This window comes from Ruegeria sp. BHSC026 (assembly GCF_059613065.1).
The window spans coordinates 16,927-33,242 of the sequence record NZ_JBXWRV010000018.1; the positions used below are offsets into that span (position 1 = coordinate 16,927).

The window sequence follows — 16,316 nt, forward strand, 5'->3', positions numbered from 1 at the left end:
GCAAGCCTTTCGGGTCAGCGGGGGCGGTGGATGTGGGCGCTCTGGACGATGCCGAAGGCGACCATCAGCACCAGCATGGCCGAGCCGCCATAGCTGACCATCGGCAGCGGCACCCCCACCACCGGGGCCAGACCCATGACCATCGACATGTTGACCGCAAAGAACAGAAAGAAGTTCAGCGAGATGCCCAAGGTCACCAGGGACGAATACCGGTCCTTGGCGGACAGGGCGGTGACAAGGCAGAAGACAAGAATCAGCCCGTAGAGCGTCAGCAGCGTGATGCCCCCGACGAAGCCGAATTCTTCGGCCAGGGTCGTGAAGATGAAGTCGGTGTGCTTTTCGGGCAGGAAGTTCAGGCGCGATTGCGTGCCCTGCATGAACCCACGTCCGTTCCAGCCGCCGGACCCCAGCGCGATTTTCGACTGGGTGATGTGATATCCGGCGCCCAGAGGGTCGCTTGAGGGGTCGAGAAAGGTGTCGATGCGGCGGAACTGATAGTCTTTCAGCAACTGCCAGTCGGTACCGCGACTTTTGAACACGGCAGTGATCAGGCCCACCCCCGCCGCGATGACGGCGGCGAAATAGGCCCAATGCACGCCTGCCAGAAACATCAGCCCACCTCCGGCCGCCAGCAGCAGGATCGCGGTTCCCAGGTCCGGCTGTTTCAACACCAGCGCGGTCGGGATCAGGATCAGGAGAAGAGGCAGAAGCACCCAGAGCGGTCGCGACGTCTTTTCCGAAGGCAGCCAGTCGTAGTAGGCAGCCAACACCATCACCAGCGTGACCTTGGTGAGTTCGGAGGGCTGCAGCCGCATGAACCCCAAGTCGATCCAGCGCTGGGCGCCCATGCCAACCGTGCCGAACAGCTCGACCAGCACCAACAGGCCAAGAGAGCCGAGATAAGCCAGCAAGGACATGCTGCGCCAGAACCAGATCGGGATCAGCGCCACGATGAACATGACCGCAAGGCCGAGGCCGAAACGCTCCATTTGCGGTTCCGCCCAAGGGCGCCACGACCCTCCGGCGACCGAATACAGCATCAGAAAGCCGGCGCTGGCGACGCTGATCAGCAACAGGGTCAGGGGCCAGTTCATGTACAGAAACTTGCGCAGCCCGGTCGGCGTGGTCTTTACGGCATATTCTAAATAGCTCATGCGCGATCCTTCTTCTCGGGCCGCGCCTTGGGACGCCGATCGCCTTCCAGGCGTTTTTGCTGTTCCTTGATACGCTCTCGGTCGGCCACCGGATAGGCCTCGAGCGGGGGCGTGCCACCGTACAGCGCCTGCAGCATCACGTCGCGGGCGACCGGCGCCGCCGCCTTGGAACCGCCGCCGCCGTGCTCGACGACCACCGCCACCGCAAATTTCGGATTGTCATAGGGCGCGAAGCTGACGAACAGGGCATGGTCGCGGCGCTCCCACGGCAGGTCCTCGTTGCGGATCACGCCAGCGGCGCGCTCGGCCTTGGTGATGTTGCGCACCTGGCTGGTGCCAGTCTTGCCCGCCATCCGGAACTCGTCGGCGATGATGCGGCTGCGATAGGCCGTCCCGCGACGGTCGTTCGAGACCGTAAACATCGCCTTGCGGACCTGTTCAAGGTTGCGGGGGTTCACGTCCAGCGGCGCGCCCTCGCCCGTGGGCTGTTCGACCCCGTTGACGCTGCGGATCAGACGCGGCGTGACCGCGCGCCCTGTGGCGATCCGGGCCGACATGACGGCCAGCTGCAAGGGCGATGCCAGCATGTAGCCCTGCCCGATCGAGGCGTTGGCCGTGTCGCCGATCAGCCATTCCTGGCCGTGGACGCGCCGTTTCCATTCTTGGTTCGGGGCAAGACCCGCGGCCACGGCCGACATCGGTAGGTCGTGTTTGATGCCCAGACCGAACTTGCGCGCCATGTCCGAGATTCTGTCGATCCCAACGCGCAGGGCCACGTCATAGTAGTAGACATCACAGCTGCGCTTCAGCGAGGTTTCAAGGTCGACGGTCCCATGCCCGCCGCGTTTCCAGCAGTGGAATCGCCGGCTGCCCACCTTCAGGTAGCCGGGACAATAGACGGTGTTGCCCGGGCCCACGACGCCGGCCTCGAGCGCGGCCAGCGCGGTGATCATCTTGAAGGTCGAACCGGGCGGATAAGTGCCCTGAACCGTCTTGTTGGCCAGCGGGCGATGGTTGTTCTGAGTCAGGGCCTGGTAATCCGCCACCGAGATCCCACGCACGAACAGGTTGGGGTCGAAGCTGGGTGTAGAGCTGATTGCCCGCAGATCGCCCGTCTCACAATCGATCACGACCACGGCGGCGCTTTCGCCGGCCAGCCGGGCCTGCGCGTATTCCTGCAGGTCGGCGTCGATGGTCAATTGCAGGTCAGCGCCGGGCTGGCCCTCGCGGCGGTCAAGTTCCCGCATGACCCGGCCGGTTGCATTGACCTCGACCCGCTTGGCGCCCGCCTTGCCGCGCAGCAGGTCTTCCTTCTTGGCCTCAAGCCCGACCTTGCCGATCTGAAAGCGCGGGATCATCAACACCGGCTCGGGGTCTTCCATCTTGCTCAGGTCGTAGTCGCTGACAGGTCCGACATAGCCGACCACATGGGCGAAATCCTCGTAGCGGGGATATTGGCGGGTCAGGCCGACCTCGGGCGTGACGCCAGGAAGGGCCGGGGCATTGATCGCCACTTTCGAGATATCCTCCCACGTCACCTGGTCGGCCAAGGTGACGGGCAGGAACGGGGCCGTGCGCCGCATTTCGGTCTTGGCGCGCTCGATCTCTTCTTCCTTCAACGGGATCAGCCGCGCCAGATCAGCGATCACCTTGTCGACGTCGCCGGCGTCCTCGCGCACGATGACGATCCGGTACGAAGGCGAATTCTGCGCGATCACCTGTCCGTTCCGGTCATAAATACGACCTCGGGTCGGCGGGATCAGCCGGATGTTGATGCGGTTCTCTTCGGCCAGCAGCCGGTATTGATCGGCCTGTTCGACCTGCATGTACCGCATGCGCGCCGCCAACCCCCCGGCAAAGGCAAGCTGCATGCCGCCCAGTACCAGGGCCCGCCGGGTCAGGCGTTTGTGGGCCAGGCCTTTGTCCCTGGTGGGGCGTTTCATGCCTGCCCCCCCCGGATCGTCGGGTCGACCGCCGACGGGCGCCGGACGCCCAGAACGCCCTGGCCGAAGATGACGACAAGCGGGTAGACCATCACGGTCAGAGCCGCCTGGACCAGAACCGGCGCCAACGCCCCCTGTTCGACCGATAGCAGCCCCAGCACGATGCGGTTTGACAGGAAAATAGCCGCAATGACCGCCCCGACCGATGTCCACTCCGCTACAAAGCCCATATCGCGCATGCCCGGCCCAGCCGACCGAAGATAGGACGCGCCCATGACCACCAGCGCTGCCAGCAGGCCCGGTGGGCGTTGCAGCAACAAATCTTCCATCAACATGACGAACGCCACGCTGAGGGTTGGAACGTCGTCAGGCCGCCGTAGGACCCATGCGAAGGTCAAGGCGATCAGTAATTCGGGAAACGGCCAGCGATCGGGGCGGGTGTCCAATGGCAATAGGTGGAAAAACATCACCAGCATGCCCAAGGCCAGATAGAGGCCCCGCATCATCCACAAGCGCGACGCGGCCCTATCCATCGGCGGCCTCGTCATTGGGAAGCAGCAACGCTTCGGGGCGTTTCGGACCGACCAACCCGCCCGGATCGCGGATTGGATCGGCCGCGTGATAGCGCAGCACACGCAGGAACTCCAAGCGTTCGAAATCTGCCGACAGGCGTACGCGCAGGCGGCCGCTGGGGTCTTCCGCGATCTGGCCGATCAGCAGGCCCGCCGGAAAGACGCCGCCATCGCCCGAGGTCACCACGCGGTCGCCAGGACGCACGAGTTCGCGGTTTTCCAGAAATTCGACCACGGGCGCCGGGGTGTTGTCCCCCTGGATCAGCGCCGTCTGGCCGGACGGTTGAATGGTGGCGGGTATCGCGCTGGACGCGTCCGTCAGCAGGATCACCCGCGCCGTGTCTGGCCCCACGCCCGAGATACGCCCCACCACCCCGATGCCGTCCATCGTGGCCCAGCCGTCGACGATGCCATCGCGCTCGCCGACGTTCAGCAAAACCGATTGCCGGAACGGTGACCCGCTGTCGGCCATGACGACGCCGGTGATGTAAGTCAGACGCGGATCAAGTCGAACATTGTTCAGGTCCAATAGGCGCGCATTTTCCTGCTCCAGTTGTAGCGCGGCTTCTTTCCAGGCGCGCATGCGACGCAGTTCGCTGCGCAGTTCGCGGTTCTGTTCGCTGAGCCGCTGATAGCTTTGAAAATCCCGCACCAGGTTAACGGTGGCCGTCACCGGCACCATGGCCCAATCCATCGAGGGCACCACCGTATCGACCACCTGCGCCCGGAACCGCTCGACCCGAGGACTGTCGATGCGCCAGACCAGAAAGATGCCCAGCAGGCACAAGACGACGATCCCCGTGAACAAGCGGCGCAGGGGGGTGGTATAGTCGTCGCGCTGTGCCCGGTCTTTTGCCACAGGACTCCTTCCCGTGCTGCTCGTGCCCGATCGTTGACCCTCAGATCAGAGGGTGCGCGCCTCAGCTTTCGTAGTCAATCGCGTGGCGCAGCTGTTTTTCGTATTCCAGGGCCTTGCCGGTGCCCAAAGCCACGCAGTTCAGGCTTTCGTCGGCAATCGACACGGCCAATCCGGTCTGTTCGCGCAGGGCCAGGTCCAGATCGCCCAGCAGCGCGCCGCCGCCGGTCAGCATCACGCCCCGGTCCACGATGTCCGCAGCCAGATCTGGTGGGGTGGTTTCCAGTGCGGTCATCACCGCCTCGCAGATCTGCTGGACGGGTTCCGACAGAGCCTCGGCCACTTGAGCCTGGCTGATCTCGATTTCCTTGGGAACACCGTTCAGCAGGTCGCGTCCGCGGATATGCATCGATTGGCCGCGCCCGTCATCGGGCATCCGGGCCGTGCCGATGGTGGTCTTGATCCGCTCGGCGGTGGATTCGCCCACCAGCAGGTTCTGCTGACGGCGCAGATACGAGATGATCGCCTCGTCCATGCGGTCGCCCCCCACGCGGACCGATCGGGCATAGACGATGTCGCCCAGCGACAGAACGGCCACCTCGGTGGTGCCGCCGCCGATATCCACGACCATGTTGCCGGTGGGATCGGTGATCGGCATCCCGGCGCCGATGGCGGCGGCAATTGGCTCGGCAATCAGACCCGCGCGGCGGGCGCCCGCCGACAGAACCGACTGACGGATCGCGCGTTTTTCAACTGGCGTTGCGCCATGCGGCACGCAGACGATGATCTTGGGCTTCGAAAAGGTCGAACGCTTGTGCACCTTGCGGATGAAATGCTTGATCATCTCTTCCGCGGTGTCGAAATCGGCGATCACCCCCTCGCGCATTGGGCGGATGGCCTCGATCGAGCCAGGAGTACGGCCCAGCATCAGCTTGGCATCTTCGCCCACGGCCAGAACCTTCTTGACCCCGTCCTTGACATGGTAGGCGACAACCGAGGGCTCCGACAGGATCACGCCGCGCCCCTTGACATAGACCAGCGTGTTGGCCGTCCCGAGGTCGATGGCCATATCCGCTGTGAACAGGCCGCCCAAACTGTCGAAGATCCCCATATTTCCCCTGATCCTGTCTGTCAGAAATTTCTACTGCCCGCGACTCGACGGTTCCGGGACGGATGACTTATAGGGTGCCAAGACGCCCGGTAAAAGGGCTGATTCCGCGTAAGTCAGCGCCTTTCCGCCTTTCTGACAGGGACTTTAGAAGGCAACATGCTCTCATATCAACACATTTACCACGCGGGAAATCTGGCGGACGTGCAAAAGCACGCTTTGTTGGCATGGATGCTGGACTACATGACCCGCAAGGACAAGCCGATCAGCTATCTCGAGACTCATTCGGGGCGGGGCTTGTATCACCTGAATGCCCCCGAGGCCGTGCAGACCGGAGAGGCAGCGGCAGGGATCGGGCGCGCGCTGAGCAACGGGTGGTTTGCCGATGATCACCCGCTGGCACGCGCGTTGCACTCGGTTCAGGCGCAGTTTGGCGAAACGGCCTATCCCGGATCGCCGCTGATTGCGGCAAGCCTGCTGCGTCCGCAGGACAGTCTGCATTTCGCCGAGCTTCACCCGCAGGAATACGCGGCGCTGAACCAGGCTCTGACTGGGCGCGGTGCCAAGACGTACAGACAAGACGGGTTCGAGCTGGCTCAGTCGGTTCTGCCGCCCACACCTCGGCGCGGGATGATGCTGATTGACCCCAGCTACGAGGTAAAGGCGGATTATGGCCGCCTGCCTGGGCTGATCGCCAAGTTGCACCGCAAGTGGAACGTGGGCCTCATTGCCCTGTGGTACCCGATCCTGACGGACGATCGGCACGTTTCGATGGTGTCGGCACTGAAGAGCCTGGATCTTCCCAAAACGTTCGTGCACGAAGTTCGGTTTCCGCCTGCGCGGAAGGGGCACCGGATGATCGGTTCGGGCATGTTCGTGGTCAATGCACCCTTCGGGATCGAAGACGAGGCGGCGCGTCTTTCCGACCTGTTCGCAAAGATCTGACTGCGCTTCAGGGGCGATGGTCTCCCGCCCCGTCTGACAGCATCAAAGATGCCGCCAAACGTGTTGGGCCCGGCACCGCGCCTTGGGAGCGGTGCCAGGCCCAAGGCCGTCAGGCTGCGCGGCGAAGCCGGGCTGCCGCGGGCGCGGGAGCCCTGCCTGCCATTTCTGATCAGGTCAGATCCTTGTAGCTGATCTCGCGTGCATCCGCGCCCGGGCCGGCCTTTTCGCGGCGCATGATCAAGCGGTTCAGCGCGCTGATATAGGCCTTGGCCGACGCCACCACGGTATCCGTGTTCGCGGATTGGCCCGTGGCGATCATGCCGTCTTCCTCCAGACGGACGGAAACCGTGGCCTGCGCGTCGGTGCCTTCGGTCACGGCATGCACTTGGTACAGCTGCAGATGCGCCTTGTTCGGGTAGATCACTCGGATCGCCTTGAAGGTGGCGTCGACCGGCCCGTCCCCGTGCTCGGTGGCGATGACATCCTTGCCGTCGACCTCCAGTTCGACCGTGGCTTCGGCCTGACCGCCGGTGCCGCAGGTGACTTTCATCGAGACCAGCTGCAGGTGGTCGTTGGTCGCGTCATCAGCGCTCATCAGCGCGATCAGGTCGTCGTCGAACACCTCTTTCTTGCGGTCGGCCAGTTCCTTGAACCGCACGAAGATGTCCTTGAGCTGGTTGTCCCCGACCTCGTAGCCGAGTGTCTCCAGCTTGTCGCGCAGCGCGGCCCGGCCCGAATGCTTGCCCAGCGGAAGCGAGGTGCCCGAAAGGCCTATATCCTCGGGGCGCATGATCTCGAAATTCTCGCGGTTCTTCAGCATGCCATCCTGATGGATGCCGCTTTCATGCGCAAAGGCGTTCTTGCCGACGATCGCTTTGTTGAACTGCACCGGAAAGCCCGAAACCGTCGCCACCCTGCGCGAGATATGCATGATCTTGGTGGTGTCGATGCCCGTTTTCCACGGCATGATGTCATTGCGGGTACGCAGGGCCATCACGACTTCTTCCAGCGCGGTATTGCCCGCGCGTTCCCCCAGGCCGTTGATCGTGCATTCTATCTGCCGTGCGCCGCCGGCAACCGCGGCCAGGGCGTTTGCGGTCGCCATGCCCAGATCGTTGTGGCAATGGGTGGCAAAGACCACCTCGTCAGCGCCCGGAACGGTTTCGATCAACCTGCGGATCAGATCGGCCGACTCCGCCGGAGCAGTATAGCCCACCGTATCGGGAATGTTGATCGTGGTCGCGCCGGCCTTGATCGCAATCTCGATCACGCGGCACAGATAGTCCCATTCGGTCCGGGTCGCATCCATCGGCGACCATTGCACGTCTTCGCACAGGTTGCGGGCGTGGCTGACGGTCTCGTGGATCTTTTCGGCCATCTCGTCCTGAGTCAGGTTCGGAATGGCCCGGTGCAGTGGTGAGGTGCCGATGAAGGTGTGGATCCGGTTCTTCTCGGCGTGTTTCACCGCCTCCCAGCAGCGGTCGATATCGGCGAAATTCGCACGGGCCAGGCCGCAGATGCGGGCGTTCTTCGCGCGCTGCGCGATTTCCGACACGGCCTTGAAATCCCCCTCGGAAGCGATTGGAAAGCCGGCCTCGATGATGTCGACGCCCATGTCGTCCAGCAGCTCGGCGATTTCCAGCTTTTCGTCATGGGTCATGGTTGCGCCGGGGCTTTGCTCGCCGTCGCGCAAAGTGGTGTCAAAGATCAAGACGCGGTCTTGGTCGGTCACGTTGGTCATGGGGGTCACTTTCTTGTCTGTCCTAAAGCCATTGGCGCGCAGGCGTCCTCCTCTGAGCGGGCGCGCCGGATGGCACGCTCAGAGGCGGATTAGGATCAGTAGGCCACGCAGGGACGCGCCACGGGCGGTGGCGTCGAACGAGGGGATATCTGCGCGGTTGATCATGGGTTCGAGGTTATACACCCCGAACCGGGAATGAAAAGAAGGAAAATGCGCGGCCGTCCGATTTCGCGAAAGGATCGGAAACGGGGATTGATTGCGCAGGCAACTCCGCTAGCTGGAGAGCGATGAGAAATGCTTTGGTCATAGGTGCAAGCGGCGGGATCGGCCGGGCCGTCTGCAATGAGCTTCTGTCGCGGTCGGTTCATGTCGTCGGTCTGTCGCGGTCGGAAAACGGGCTGGATCTGATGCAGCCGGAACTAGCCGACGAGATGCTGGGCCGTGTCGAAGGGCCGTTCGACCTTGTTCTGGTGGCATCCGGTGCGCTCGAGATCGACGGGGCGGAACCGGAAAAGACTATTCGGGCGGTTTCGGCTAAGGCCATGATGGATCAATTCGCCCTGAACGCGGTGGGACCGGCTCTGGTGCTGAAACACGCGCATCGCCTGTTGCCGCGCAACGGTCGGTCGGTGTTCGCGGTACTGTCGGCACGTGTGGGCTCGATCGGGGATAATCGTCTGGGCGGTTGGGTCAGTTATCGCTCGGCCAAGGCAGCGGTGAACCAGATCGTGCATACGGCCGCAATCGAACTGGCCCGAACCCACAAGGATGCGATCTGCGTCGCCCTGCACCCCGGAACGGTCAAGACCCCGTTCACGCAGAAATACCTGGGCCGGCACCCTGCGGTCCCGCCGGACGAGGCGGCGAGCAACCTGATGCAGGTTGTCGATGGTCTACGTCCCGAGCAGACAGGGCAGTTCTTCGACTGGGCCGGAAAGCTGGTGCCATGGTGACGTTCTACCCGTCCGACGGGGCGGCATCCGGGTCCGTTTCGGCTTCGGGCGCTTGCGGTTCAGCCTCAGTCGGCTGTTCGGCGCCGGATTCGGTCAGCGCGCCGTTTTCCCAGGTGCCTGTTTCTTCTTCCCCGTTGGCATAGCGCATCGTGCCGCTGCCCTGACGCTTGCCATTGACGAAATTGCCTTCGTACACGTCGCCGTTGGGGTAGGTCGCAACGCCAAATCCGGTGATCTTGCCCTCGGACCACGCGCCCGAATATTTGAACCCGTTGGGCATCACCACCTCGCCCTGGCCGTGGCGCTGGCCGTTCAGGAAATCGCCGGTGTATACGGTGCCGTCGGCATAGGTCGCCTTGCCCTTGCCTTGGCGCACGCCGTCCACCCAGTCTCCGTCATAGCTGGACCCGTCGGCGCGGGTCAGAACACCCTTTCCGTGAGTGCGGGCGTTTTTGAACTGGCCTTTATAGATCGTGCCGTTGGCATAGGTGGCGGTACCCCGGCCTTCGATTACCCCGGCAACCCAGTCGCCTTCGTACGAGGAGCCGTCGGGATAGGTGATGCGCCCTTGCCCGTCGGCCAGATCTGCTTTGAAATCGCCGACATAGACCGACCCGTCGGGATAGGTCGCCTCGCCCAGCCCGTGAATCTGGCCGTCCTTCCATTCGCCCGAATAGACATATCCGTCGGTGCCCGTGTAGGTGCCCTTGCCGTCGCGCCGGTCATCGTCGAATTCGCCTTCGTAGATGTCACCATTGGCATAGGTCACCTTGCCCGCGCCCTGACGCCGGCCGTCGACCAGTGGGCCTTCGTAGACGTCTCCGTTAGGCTGGGTCAGGCGTCCGGTTCCGTTGATCCGGTCCTCGGACCATTCACCTGCATAGATCATCCCGTCGGGCATCGTCAGCGTGCCCTGACCGAAGCGCTGCCCGGCCTTGATGTCGCCCTCGTAAACGGCGCCATCGGCATAGGTGATCTTGGCCTTGCCCTGGCGCACGCCATCGACCCAGTCGCCGTCATAGACATAGCCTCCGGGGTCGGTCATCACGCCCTTGCCATGGTGTTGCGCGTTTTTGAACCCGCCCTCGTAACGTATGCCGTTGGCATAGGTCACGACACCGGTGCCGTTGATCGCGCCGTCCACCCATTCGCCTTCGTAGGTGCCGCCATCGGCGAAGGTGATCTTGCCCTTGCCGTGGGGCCGGCCCTTGACGAAGTCGCCCTCGTAGACCGAGCCGTTGGCGTAGCGCGCGATCCCTTTGCCCTGGATCTCGCCTTCGACCCATTCGCCGGTATACTCGAACCCGTCCGGCAGCCGGTAGGTGCCTGTGCCGTGGCGCAGACCGTTTTCGAAGGTGCCCTCGTAGACACCGCCCACGTCGTCATCGGCAACGATGACCTGGCCCTGCTGCGCCAGAGACTGGCCGGCCACACCCATCGCGGCGATGGCAATCGAATTCCTGAGAAGTTTCATCTGGGTCCCGCCTGCCCGGTTGTCATCTGTTGGGTTCGCTCGTGCAAAACTATGACACAGCATCCGGTCGGGCAACGGGTTTTGCCGCTATGGCCTTTCACTTGCGGCCCGATCTGCTAAATGCCTTGGCAGGTGACGAGGGCAAGAGGGCAAACATGGCCGACCATTTCCGCATCACGCTGGCACAGCTGAACCCAACGGTGGGCGACATCGCGGGCAACGTAGCCAAGGCCCGGGCCGCGTGGGAGCAGGGCTGTGCGGCGGGCGCCGATCTGGTCGCACTGCCCGAGATGTTCGTCACCGGCTACAACACGCAGGACTTGGTGCAGAAGCCTGCCTTTCACGCCGCCGCCATGGACGCGTTGCGGCAACTGGCCAAAGACTGCGCGAACGGGCCGGCCATGGCCATCGGCGGGCCCTGGGTCGAGGACGGCAAGCTCTACAACGCCTATCTGATCCTCAACCAGGGGCGGATCGTCAGCAAGGTATTCAAGCATCACCTGCCCAATGAAACGGTTTTCGACGAAGTGCGCCTGTTCGATGCCGGGCCGCTGGGCGGGCCCTATGCCGTGGGCAACACCCGGATCGGTAGCCCGATCTGCGAGGATGGTTGGCACGAGGACGTGGCAGAGACGCTGGCCGAGACCGGCGCCGAGTTCCTGCTGATCCCTAACGGATCCCCATATTTCCGCGACAAATACGATGTGCGCCTGAACCAGATGGTCGCGCGCGTGGTCGAGACAGGTTTGCCTGTGATCTATCTCAACATGGTCGGTGGGCAGGACGACCAGGTGTTTGACGGGGGCAGCTTTGGCCTGAATCCCGGCGGGGCGCTGGCCTTCCGCATGCCGGTTTTCGACGAGGCGGTGACTCATGTCGATCTTCAGCGCGGCGAACAGGGCTGGACCATCGCGCCGGGCGCGGTCGCGGAACAGCCCGACACGTGGGAGCAGGACTATCGCGCTATGGTGCAGGCGCTGCGCGACTACATGGCCAAGACCGGGTTTTCCAAGGCGTTGCTGGGCCTGTCGGGCGGGGTCGATTCTGCGTTGGTGGCCACAATCGCGGTCGATGCGCTGGGGGCTGAAAACGTGCGCTGCGTGATGCTGCCGTCGGAATATACCAGTGCCGCGTCGCTCGAGGACGCCGAGGCCGTCGCCAAGGCGCTGGGCGTGCAGTACGATTATGTGCCGATCAGCCAATCGCGCGCCGCCGTGACCGAGACCTTGGCGCCGCTGTTCGCGGGTCGACCGGCCGACATTGCCGAGGAGAACATCCAGTCCCGTCTGCGCGGTCTGCTGCTGATGGCGATCTCGAACAAGTTCGGCGAGATGCTGCTGACCACCGGCAACAAATCCGAGGTCGCCGTGGGCTATGCCACGATCTATGGCGACATGAATGGCGGCTACAACCCGATCAAGGATTTGTACAAGACACGGGTGTTCGAAACCTGCCGCTGGCGCAATGCCAATCACCGCGACTGGATGAAAGGGCCGGGGGGCGAGGTCATCCGCTCCTCGGTCATCGACAAGCCGCCCAGTGCCGAGCTGCGCGAGGATCAGAAGGACAGCGACAGCCTGCCTGACTATCCGGTGCTGGATGGCATTCTTGAGATTCTCGTGGATCGGGACGGTTCGATCGCCGATTGCGTCGCCGCCGGGTTCGACGAGGCCGATGCCCGCCGGGTCGAGCATCTAATCTACATCAGCGAATACAAGAGATTCCAGTCGGCGCCGGGCACCCGGCTAACCAAACGGGCCTTCTGGCTGGACCGGCGCTATCCGATCGTGAACCGCTGGCGGGATCGCGGGTGAGCCGCACGCCCGGGATGAGCCTTGGGCGGCAAAATGCACAGTTTAGTTTTGCGAAAAGAAACAATGTCATCTGAATATCCATCATTGTGTGTTTTGTTGGCCGGATAGAGGCTTTGGCCCCGCAGATCCTTGCTGCGATGACATCTTTTCGACATAATTTGGTACAGGTCCTGCCTTGATTGGCCGTTTCGGCCGCGTGCATCTTGAAAGACAGGGCCGCTGGTAAAGCATCCGTGGTGGGGTGCCAAACGTTAGTTGGTTGGTGTTGAGATGTTTAACGATTATGACAAGCCGCTGCATGCTCCTTTGCAGTACAAAGCGATGGATTCGCCGCCGCAAGATTTGGATGTGGCGGACGTGGATGCCGCGATCGCGGATATTATGCAAAAGGAACGACGCCGAACACCGGCCGCAGCGATCAAGCGCCCGGAATTTCCTGATCTGCGTGCCGACGAGGAACCCGACGATGGGAAGTCCGCGCCGAGCCTGGTGGGGACCTTCAGGCAGAAACTGGCGGAACTGGCAGGCGCGGCCTGAGCCCGGGCGGGGTGCGTCGAGACCGAGCGTTGAGAGCAGCAGAGCGGCACCCAGCAACTGTTGTTTGTCGAACTTCCAGCCATGAAAAGCCCGCGCTAAGCGCGGGCAGTCCAATGGTGCGCCGTCGTTTACCCCATCATCTGATAGCTGACGGGCACGAAGCGGAAGCCTTCACCGCGCTGTTCGACGAAGCCTGCGGCCGGGAACGGCATGTGATACCCGATCATCGGTATCTTGTCGGCGGCCAGCATGCCCAGAACCTTGCGCCGCGCCGCGGTCGCCGCAGACTTGTCCATGTCGAACCGAACCTCCCATTCGGGATGGGCGAAGGACCAGACATAGTGGTTGGCCAGATCCGCAGTCAGGATCAACCGCTGACCGTTGCTTTCCAGGTGATAGACCATATGCCCGGGCGTGTGGCCGAATGCGGCCATGGCGGTGATGCCCGGCGCGACCTCGGCGCCATCTTCCACGAAGGTCATCTTGTCCGCCATCGGCGTGACTTTGGCTGCCACCATGTCACCGACGCGGTTGCCGGTCTCTTGCGCCGACCAGAAGTCATATTCTGTCGCGGCCGTGACATAACGCGCGTTAGCAAAGGTCGGAGCGTCATTCGTGGTCATCCCGCCGATGTGGTCGGGGTGCATGTGGGTCAGAACCACCACGTCGATGTCATCGGGCGAAACGCCGGCATCGGCCAAGGCCTTTTGAATGCCGCCTTGGCCCAGGCCCGTGTCGAACAGGATCATTTCGCTGCCGGTGTTCACAAGCGTGGGCGTGAAGAAGAACTGGGCCTTGTCGGCAGGGATGAAGTTTTCCGCCGACACTCGGGCGAATTCCTCGTCCGAGGCGCCTCCCCCAAAGATTTCCTTGGCGCCGTCCCGTGGCAGGCTGCCGTCAAGCAGGGTCGTCACGGTGAGATCGCCCAGCATGAAGCTGCGGGCGGCGGCCGAATTGGCCATGGCCCCCGGTCCGGCGGCCAGGGCTGGTTTGACCGAGGCGGCAAGGGGCAGCGCAGCTGCGGCACCCAAAGCGGCGCGGCGGGTGAATTTCGGTGTCATTGAACTGTCTCCCTGTGTGATCACGCGTGATGAACTAGGGTGGCCGCGCGTCCCGGCAACCCTGGGCGGCGTCGGCCACCCAGCAATCGCTGGACAAAAACGCGCCCATATGACAAGAGCCGCGCCAACAGGAGACATCCATGACAACGACCCGCTTCGCCCCGTCGCCCACCGGTTACATTCATGTGGGCAACCTGCGCACCGCGCTGATGAACTATCTTATCGCCCGCAAGGCCGGCGGCACGTTCATCCTGCGCATCGACGACACCGACCCCGAGCGGTCGAAGGAGGAATATGTCGATGCGATCAAGCAGGACCTCGAGTGGCTGGGCCTGCACTGGGACCGGGTCGAGCGGCAGTCGGACCGGCTGGACCGCTATGCCGAGGCCGCCGACAAGCTGCGCGAGATCGGCCGGTTCTACGAGGCCTTCGAGACCCCGACCGAGCTGGACCTCAAGCGCAAGAAGCAGCTGAACATGGGCAAGCCGCCGGTTTATGACCGGGCCGCCCTGAACCTGTCGGAGGCCGAGAAAGAGGCGCTGCGGGCCGAGCGCGGCAACGGCGTGTGGCGGTTCAAGCTGGATCACGAGCGCATCGAATGGAAAGACGGCATTCTGGGCGACGTGTCGATCGACGCGGCCTCGGTGTCGGATCCGGTGCTGATCCGCGGCGACGGGCAGGTTCTCTATACGCTGGCTTCGGTGGTGGATGACACCGAGATGGGCGTGACGGACGTGGTGCGCGGCGCCGATCATGTCACCAACACCGCGACCCAGATCCAGATCATCAAGGCCCTGGGCGGAACCGTTCCGAACTTTGCGCACCATTCGCTTTTGACCGGCCCGCAGGGCGAGGCGCTGTCCAAACGGTTGGGGACTCTGGCGCTGCGCGATCTGCGCGAGCAGGGTGTCGAGCCGATGGCGCTGTTGAGCCTGATGGCCCGTCTGGGGTCGTCAGATCCGGTGGAACTGCGCAGCGACATGGCTGAGCTGATCGAAGGTTTCGACGTGACCCGGTTCGGGTCGGCGCCGACCAAGTTCGACGTGCAGGACCTGTTCCCGCTGACGGCCCGGTATCTGCAGACGCTGCCGCTCGAGAAGGTTGCCGACGCGGTTGCCGGGGCCGGTGTGCCCGATGAACTGGCCGAACCGTTCTGGATGATGGCGCGCGAGAACATCACCACGCTTAACGACCTGAAGGGTTGGTGGGAGCTGTGCCGCGACGGGGCCGAGCCGCTTATCGACGAGGAGGACCGCGAATTCGTTGCGCAGGCGATGGAACTGCTGCCCGAGGGGCCGTTTGACGGCGAGACCTGGGGCAAGTGGACGGCGGTTGTGAAAGAGGCGACCGGCCGCAAGGGCAAGGGCCTGTTCATGCCCCTGCGCAAGGCGCTGACCGGTATGGAGCGGGGGCCCGAGATGGCGGCTCTGATGCCGTTGCTGCAGGTTATCCGCGCGCGCACATAGGCCCGTGCCGTGCAGGCGTGAGTGAACTCGAACAAACGACAAGGCGGGCTCGAACTGGACCCGCCTTTGTCATGCGGCCTGAACGATCTGCGCAGCGATGCGGTTCAGGTGGGCATCCACCAGGTCGGTTTCTTCCGGGCGCAGTTGCTGGTGACGCGGATAGCGCGGCTCGGCCCGGTCGTTCAGGATTGGGGCGTTCCAGCCATCCGTCGTGTCAAAGAAATCCCGGACACCCGTTTCACCGAAGGCGCGCAGATAGCCCTGCACTACCACGTCGACATAGCTGAGCAGGATCGGATGATTCCGGTTGGGATCATTCTGCCGCTGTAGCGGGACGGCATAGACCGCGATCTCGATCTCGCGCGGCAGGGGATGGCTGACCTGCTCGGTGGCCGCGACCCGGTCATAGGCCCATTCGCGTTCATCCAGCGCGGCCCAGTCGTTCTTGGGAACATGGGCGATCATCCCGTCGATCTCGGACTTTGCGTCGGGGACCGCTGTCAGGAAGGCCACCGGGCGCAGGTCGGTGTGGCACCAGGCGCGCCGCCAGCCGCGCAGACGGGCCGGATGCGGGTCGGGGAAGTCATGTGTGGCCAGATTCACGAGGCTGCCATAGCCAAAGAAATACGGGTCAGTCATTCACGCGCTGTCCGAAGTTTCGATTGATGTATGTCAAACCGTTTTTTTGCGGT

At 63.4% G+C, this 16,316-nt stretch carries 14 protein-coding genes; 5 read left to right on the forward strand and 9 right to left on the reverse strand.

Annotated features, from left to right (window positions below; genetic code table 11):
* Nucleotides 1-14: 14 nt before the first annotated feature.
* The 5 genes from rodA to AC2FME_RS16165 all read right to left on the reverse strand — a co-directional run bounded on the left by rodA (nucleotide 15) and on the right by AC2FME_RS16165 (nucleotide 5,636).
* Nucleotides 15-1,154: a rod shape-determining protein RodA gene (gene rodA / locus AC2FME_RS16145; protein WP_496681881.1), complete on the reverse strand. Its 1,140-nt coding sequence runs from the start codon at nucleotides 1,152-1,154 to the stop codon at nucleotides 15-17.
* Nucleotides 1,151-3,097 (reverse strand): penicillin-binding protein 2, encoded by a 1,947-nt coding sequence (gene mrdA / locus AC2FME_RS16150; protein ID WP_496688133.1) that lies wholly within the window; start codon nucleotides 3,095-3,097, stop codon nucleotides 1,151-1,153. Before mrdA ends, rodA begins: the two co-directional genes overlap by 4 nt.
* On the reverse strand, nucleotides 3,094-3,630 hold the full coding sequence (locus AC2FME_RS16155) for a rod shape-determining protein MreD (RefSeq protein WP_496800979.1): 537 nt from the start codon (nucleotides 3,628-3,630) through the stop codon (nucleotides 3,094-3,096). Before AC2FME_RS16155 ends, mrdA begins: the two co-directional genes overlap by 4 nt.
* A complete protein-coding gene (gene mreC, locus AC2FME_RS16160) occupies nucleotides 3,623-4,528 on the reverse strand; it encodes a rod shape-determining protein MreC (RefSeq protein ID WP_496688136.1) in 906 nt (301 codons plus the stop codon). The genes AC2FME_RS16155 and mreC overlap by 8 nt, the downstream gene beginning before the upstream one ends.
* Before the next feature lie 61 nt (nucleotides 4,529-4,589).
* On the reverse strand, nucleotides 4,590-5,636 hold the full coding sequence (locus tag AC2FME_RS16165) for a rod shape-determining protein (RefSeq protein ID WP_093963423.1): 1,047 nt from the start codon (nucleotides 5,634-5,636) through the stop codon (nucleotides 4,590-4,592).
* Nucleotides 5,637-5,792: 156 nt separating this feature from the next.
* Between AC2FME_RS16165 and AC2FME_RS16170 the strand changes: the two genes are divergently transcribed.
* Nucleotides 5,793-6,578 (forward strand): 23S rRNA (adenine(2030)-N(6))-methyltransferase RlmJ, encoded by a 786-nt coding sequence (locus tag AC2FME_RS16170; protein ID WP_496800980.1) that lies wholly within the window; start codon nucleotides 5,793-5,795, stop codon nucleotides 6,576-6,578.
* 169 nt (nucleotides 6,579-6,747) lie between these two features.
* Here AC2FME_RS16170 and AC2FME_RS16175 read toward each other — a convergent pair whose 3' ends face one another.
* Nucleotides 6,748-8,319 carry a 2-isopropylmalate synthase gene (locus tag AC2FME_RS16175; protein ID WP_496797068.1) on the reverse strand — a complete coding sequence of 524 codons (1,572 nt, stop codon included), beginning with the start codon at nucleotides 8,317-8,319 and terminating at the stop codon, nucleotides 6,748-6,750.
* A gap of 287 nt (nucleotides 8,320-8,606) precedes the next feature.
* Here AC2FME_RS16175 and AC2FME_RS16180 point away from each other — a divergent pair, with 287 nt between their 5' ends.
* Nucleotides 8,607-9,272: an SDR family NAD(P)-dependent oxidoreductase gene (locus AC2FME_RS16180; RefSeq protein WP_496800981.1), complete on the forward strand. Its 666-nt coding sequence runs from the start codon at nucleotides 8,607-8,609 to the stop codon at nucleotides 9,270-9,272.
* Nucleotides 9,273-9,276: 4 nt separating this feature from the next.
* Here the strand turns inward: AC2FME_RS16180 and AC2FME_RS16185 are convergent, their stop codons facing one another.
* Nucleotides 9,277-10,746, reverse strand: coding sequence for a 2-isopropylmalate synthase (locus AC2FME_RS16185; RefSeq protein ID WP_496800982.1), 1,470 nt, complete (start codon nucleotides 10,744-10,746; stop codon nucleotides 9,277-9,279).
* A 155-nt stretch (nucleotides 10,747-10,901) separates the two neighbouring features.
* Here AC2FME_RS16185 and AC2FME_RS16190 point away from each other — a divergent pair, with 155 nt between their 5' ends.
* Complete coding sequence (locus AC2FME_RS16190) at nucleotides 10,902-12,560, forward strand: NAD+ synthase (RefSeq protein WP_496711676.1); 1,659 nt, start codon at nucleotides 10,902-10,904, stop codon at nucleotides 12,558-12,560.
* A gap of 270 nt (nucleotides 12,561-12,830) precedes the next feature.
* A complete protein-coding gene (locus AC2FME_RS16195; protein ID WP_496800983.1) occupies nucleotides 12,831-13,097 on the forward strand; it encodes a hypothetical protein in 267 nt (88 codons plus the stop codon).
* 128 nt (nucleotides 13,098-13,225) lie between these two features.
* Here AC2FME_RS16195 and AC2FME_RS16200 read toward each other — a convergent pair whose 3' ends face one another.
* The gene (locus tag AC2FME_RS16200) at nucleotides 13,226-14,158 is read right to left on the reverse strand and encodes an MBL fold metallo-hydrolase (protein ID WP_496688144.1); all 933 of its coding nucleotides are present in this window, start codon (nucleotides 14,156-14,158) and stop codon (nucleotides 13,226-13,228) included.
* Nucleotides 14,159-14,298: 140 nt separating this feature from the next.
* On the opposite strand from AC2FME_RS16200, the gene gltX reads away from it, so the two are divergent.
* Complete coding sequence (gene gltX / locus AC2FME_RS16205; protein ID WP_496800984.1) at nucleotides 14,299-15,624, forward strand: glutamate--tRNA ligase; 1,326 nt, start codon at nucleotides 14,299-14,301, stop codon at nucleotides 15,622-15,624.
* 69 nt (nucleotides 15,625-15,693) lie between these two features.
* On the opposite strand, the gene AC2FME_RS16210 is transcribed toward gltX, so the two are convergent.
* Complete coding sequence (locus tag AC2FME_RS16210; protein ID WP_496688147.1) at nucleotides 15,694-16,263, reverse strand: gamma-glutamylcyclotransferase family protein; 570 nt, start codon at nucleotides 16,261-16,263, stop codon at nucleotides 15,694-15,696.
* Between the last annotated feature and the right edge of the window lie 53 nt (nucleotides 16,264-16,316).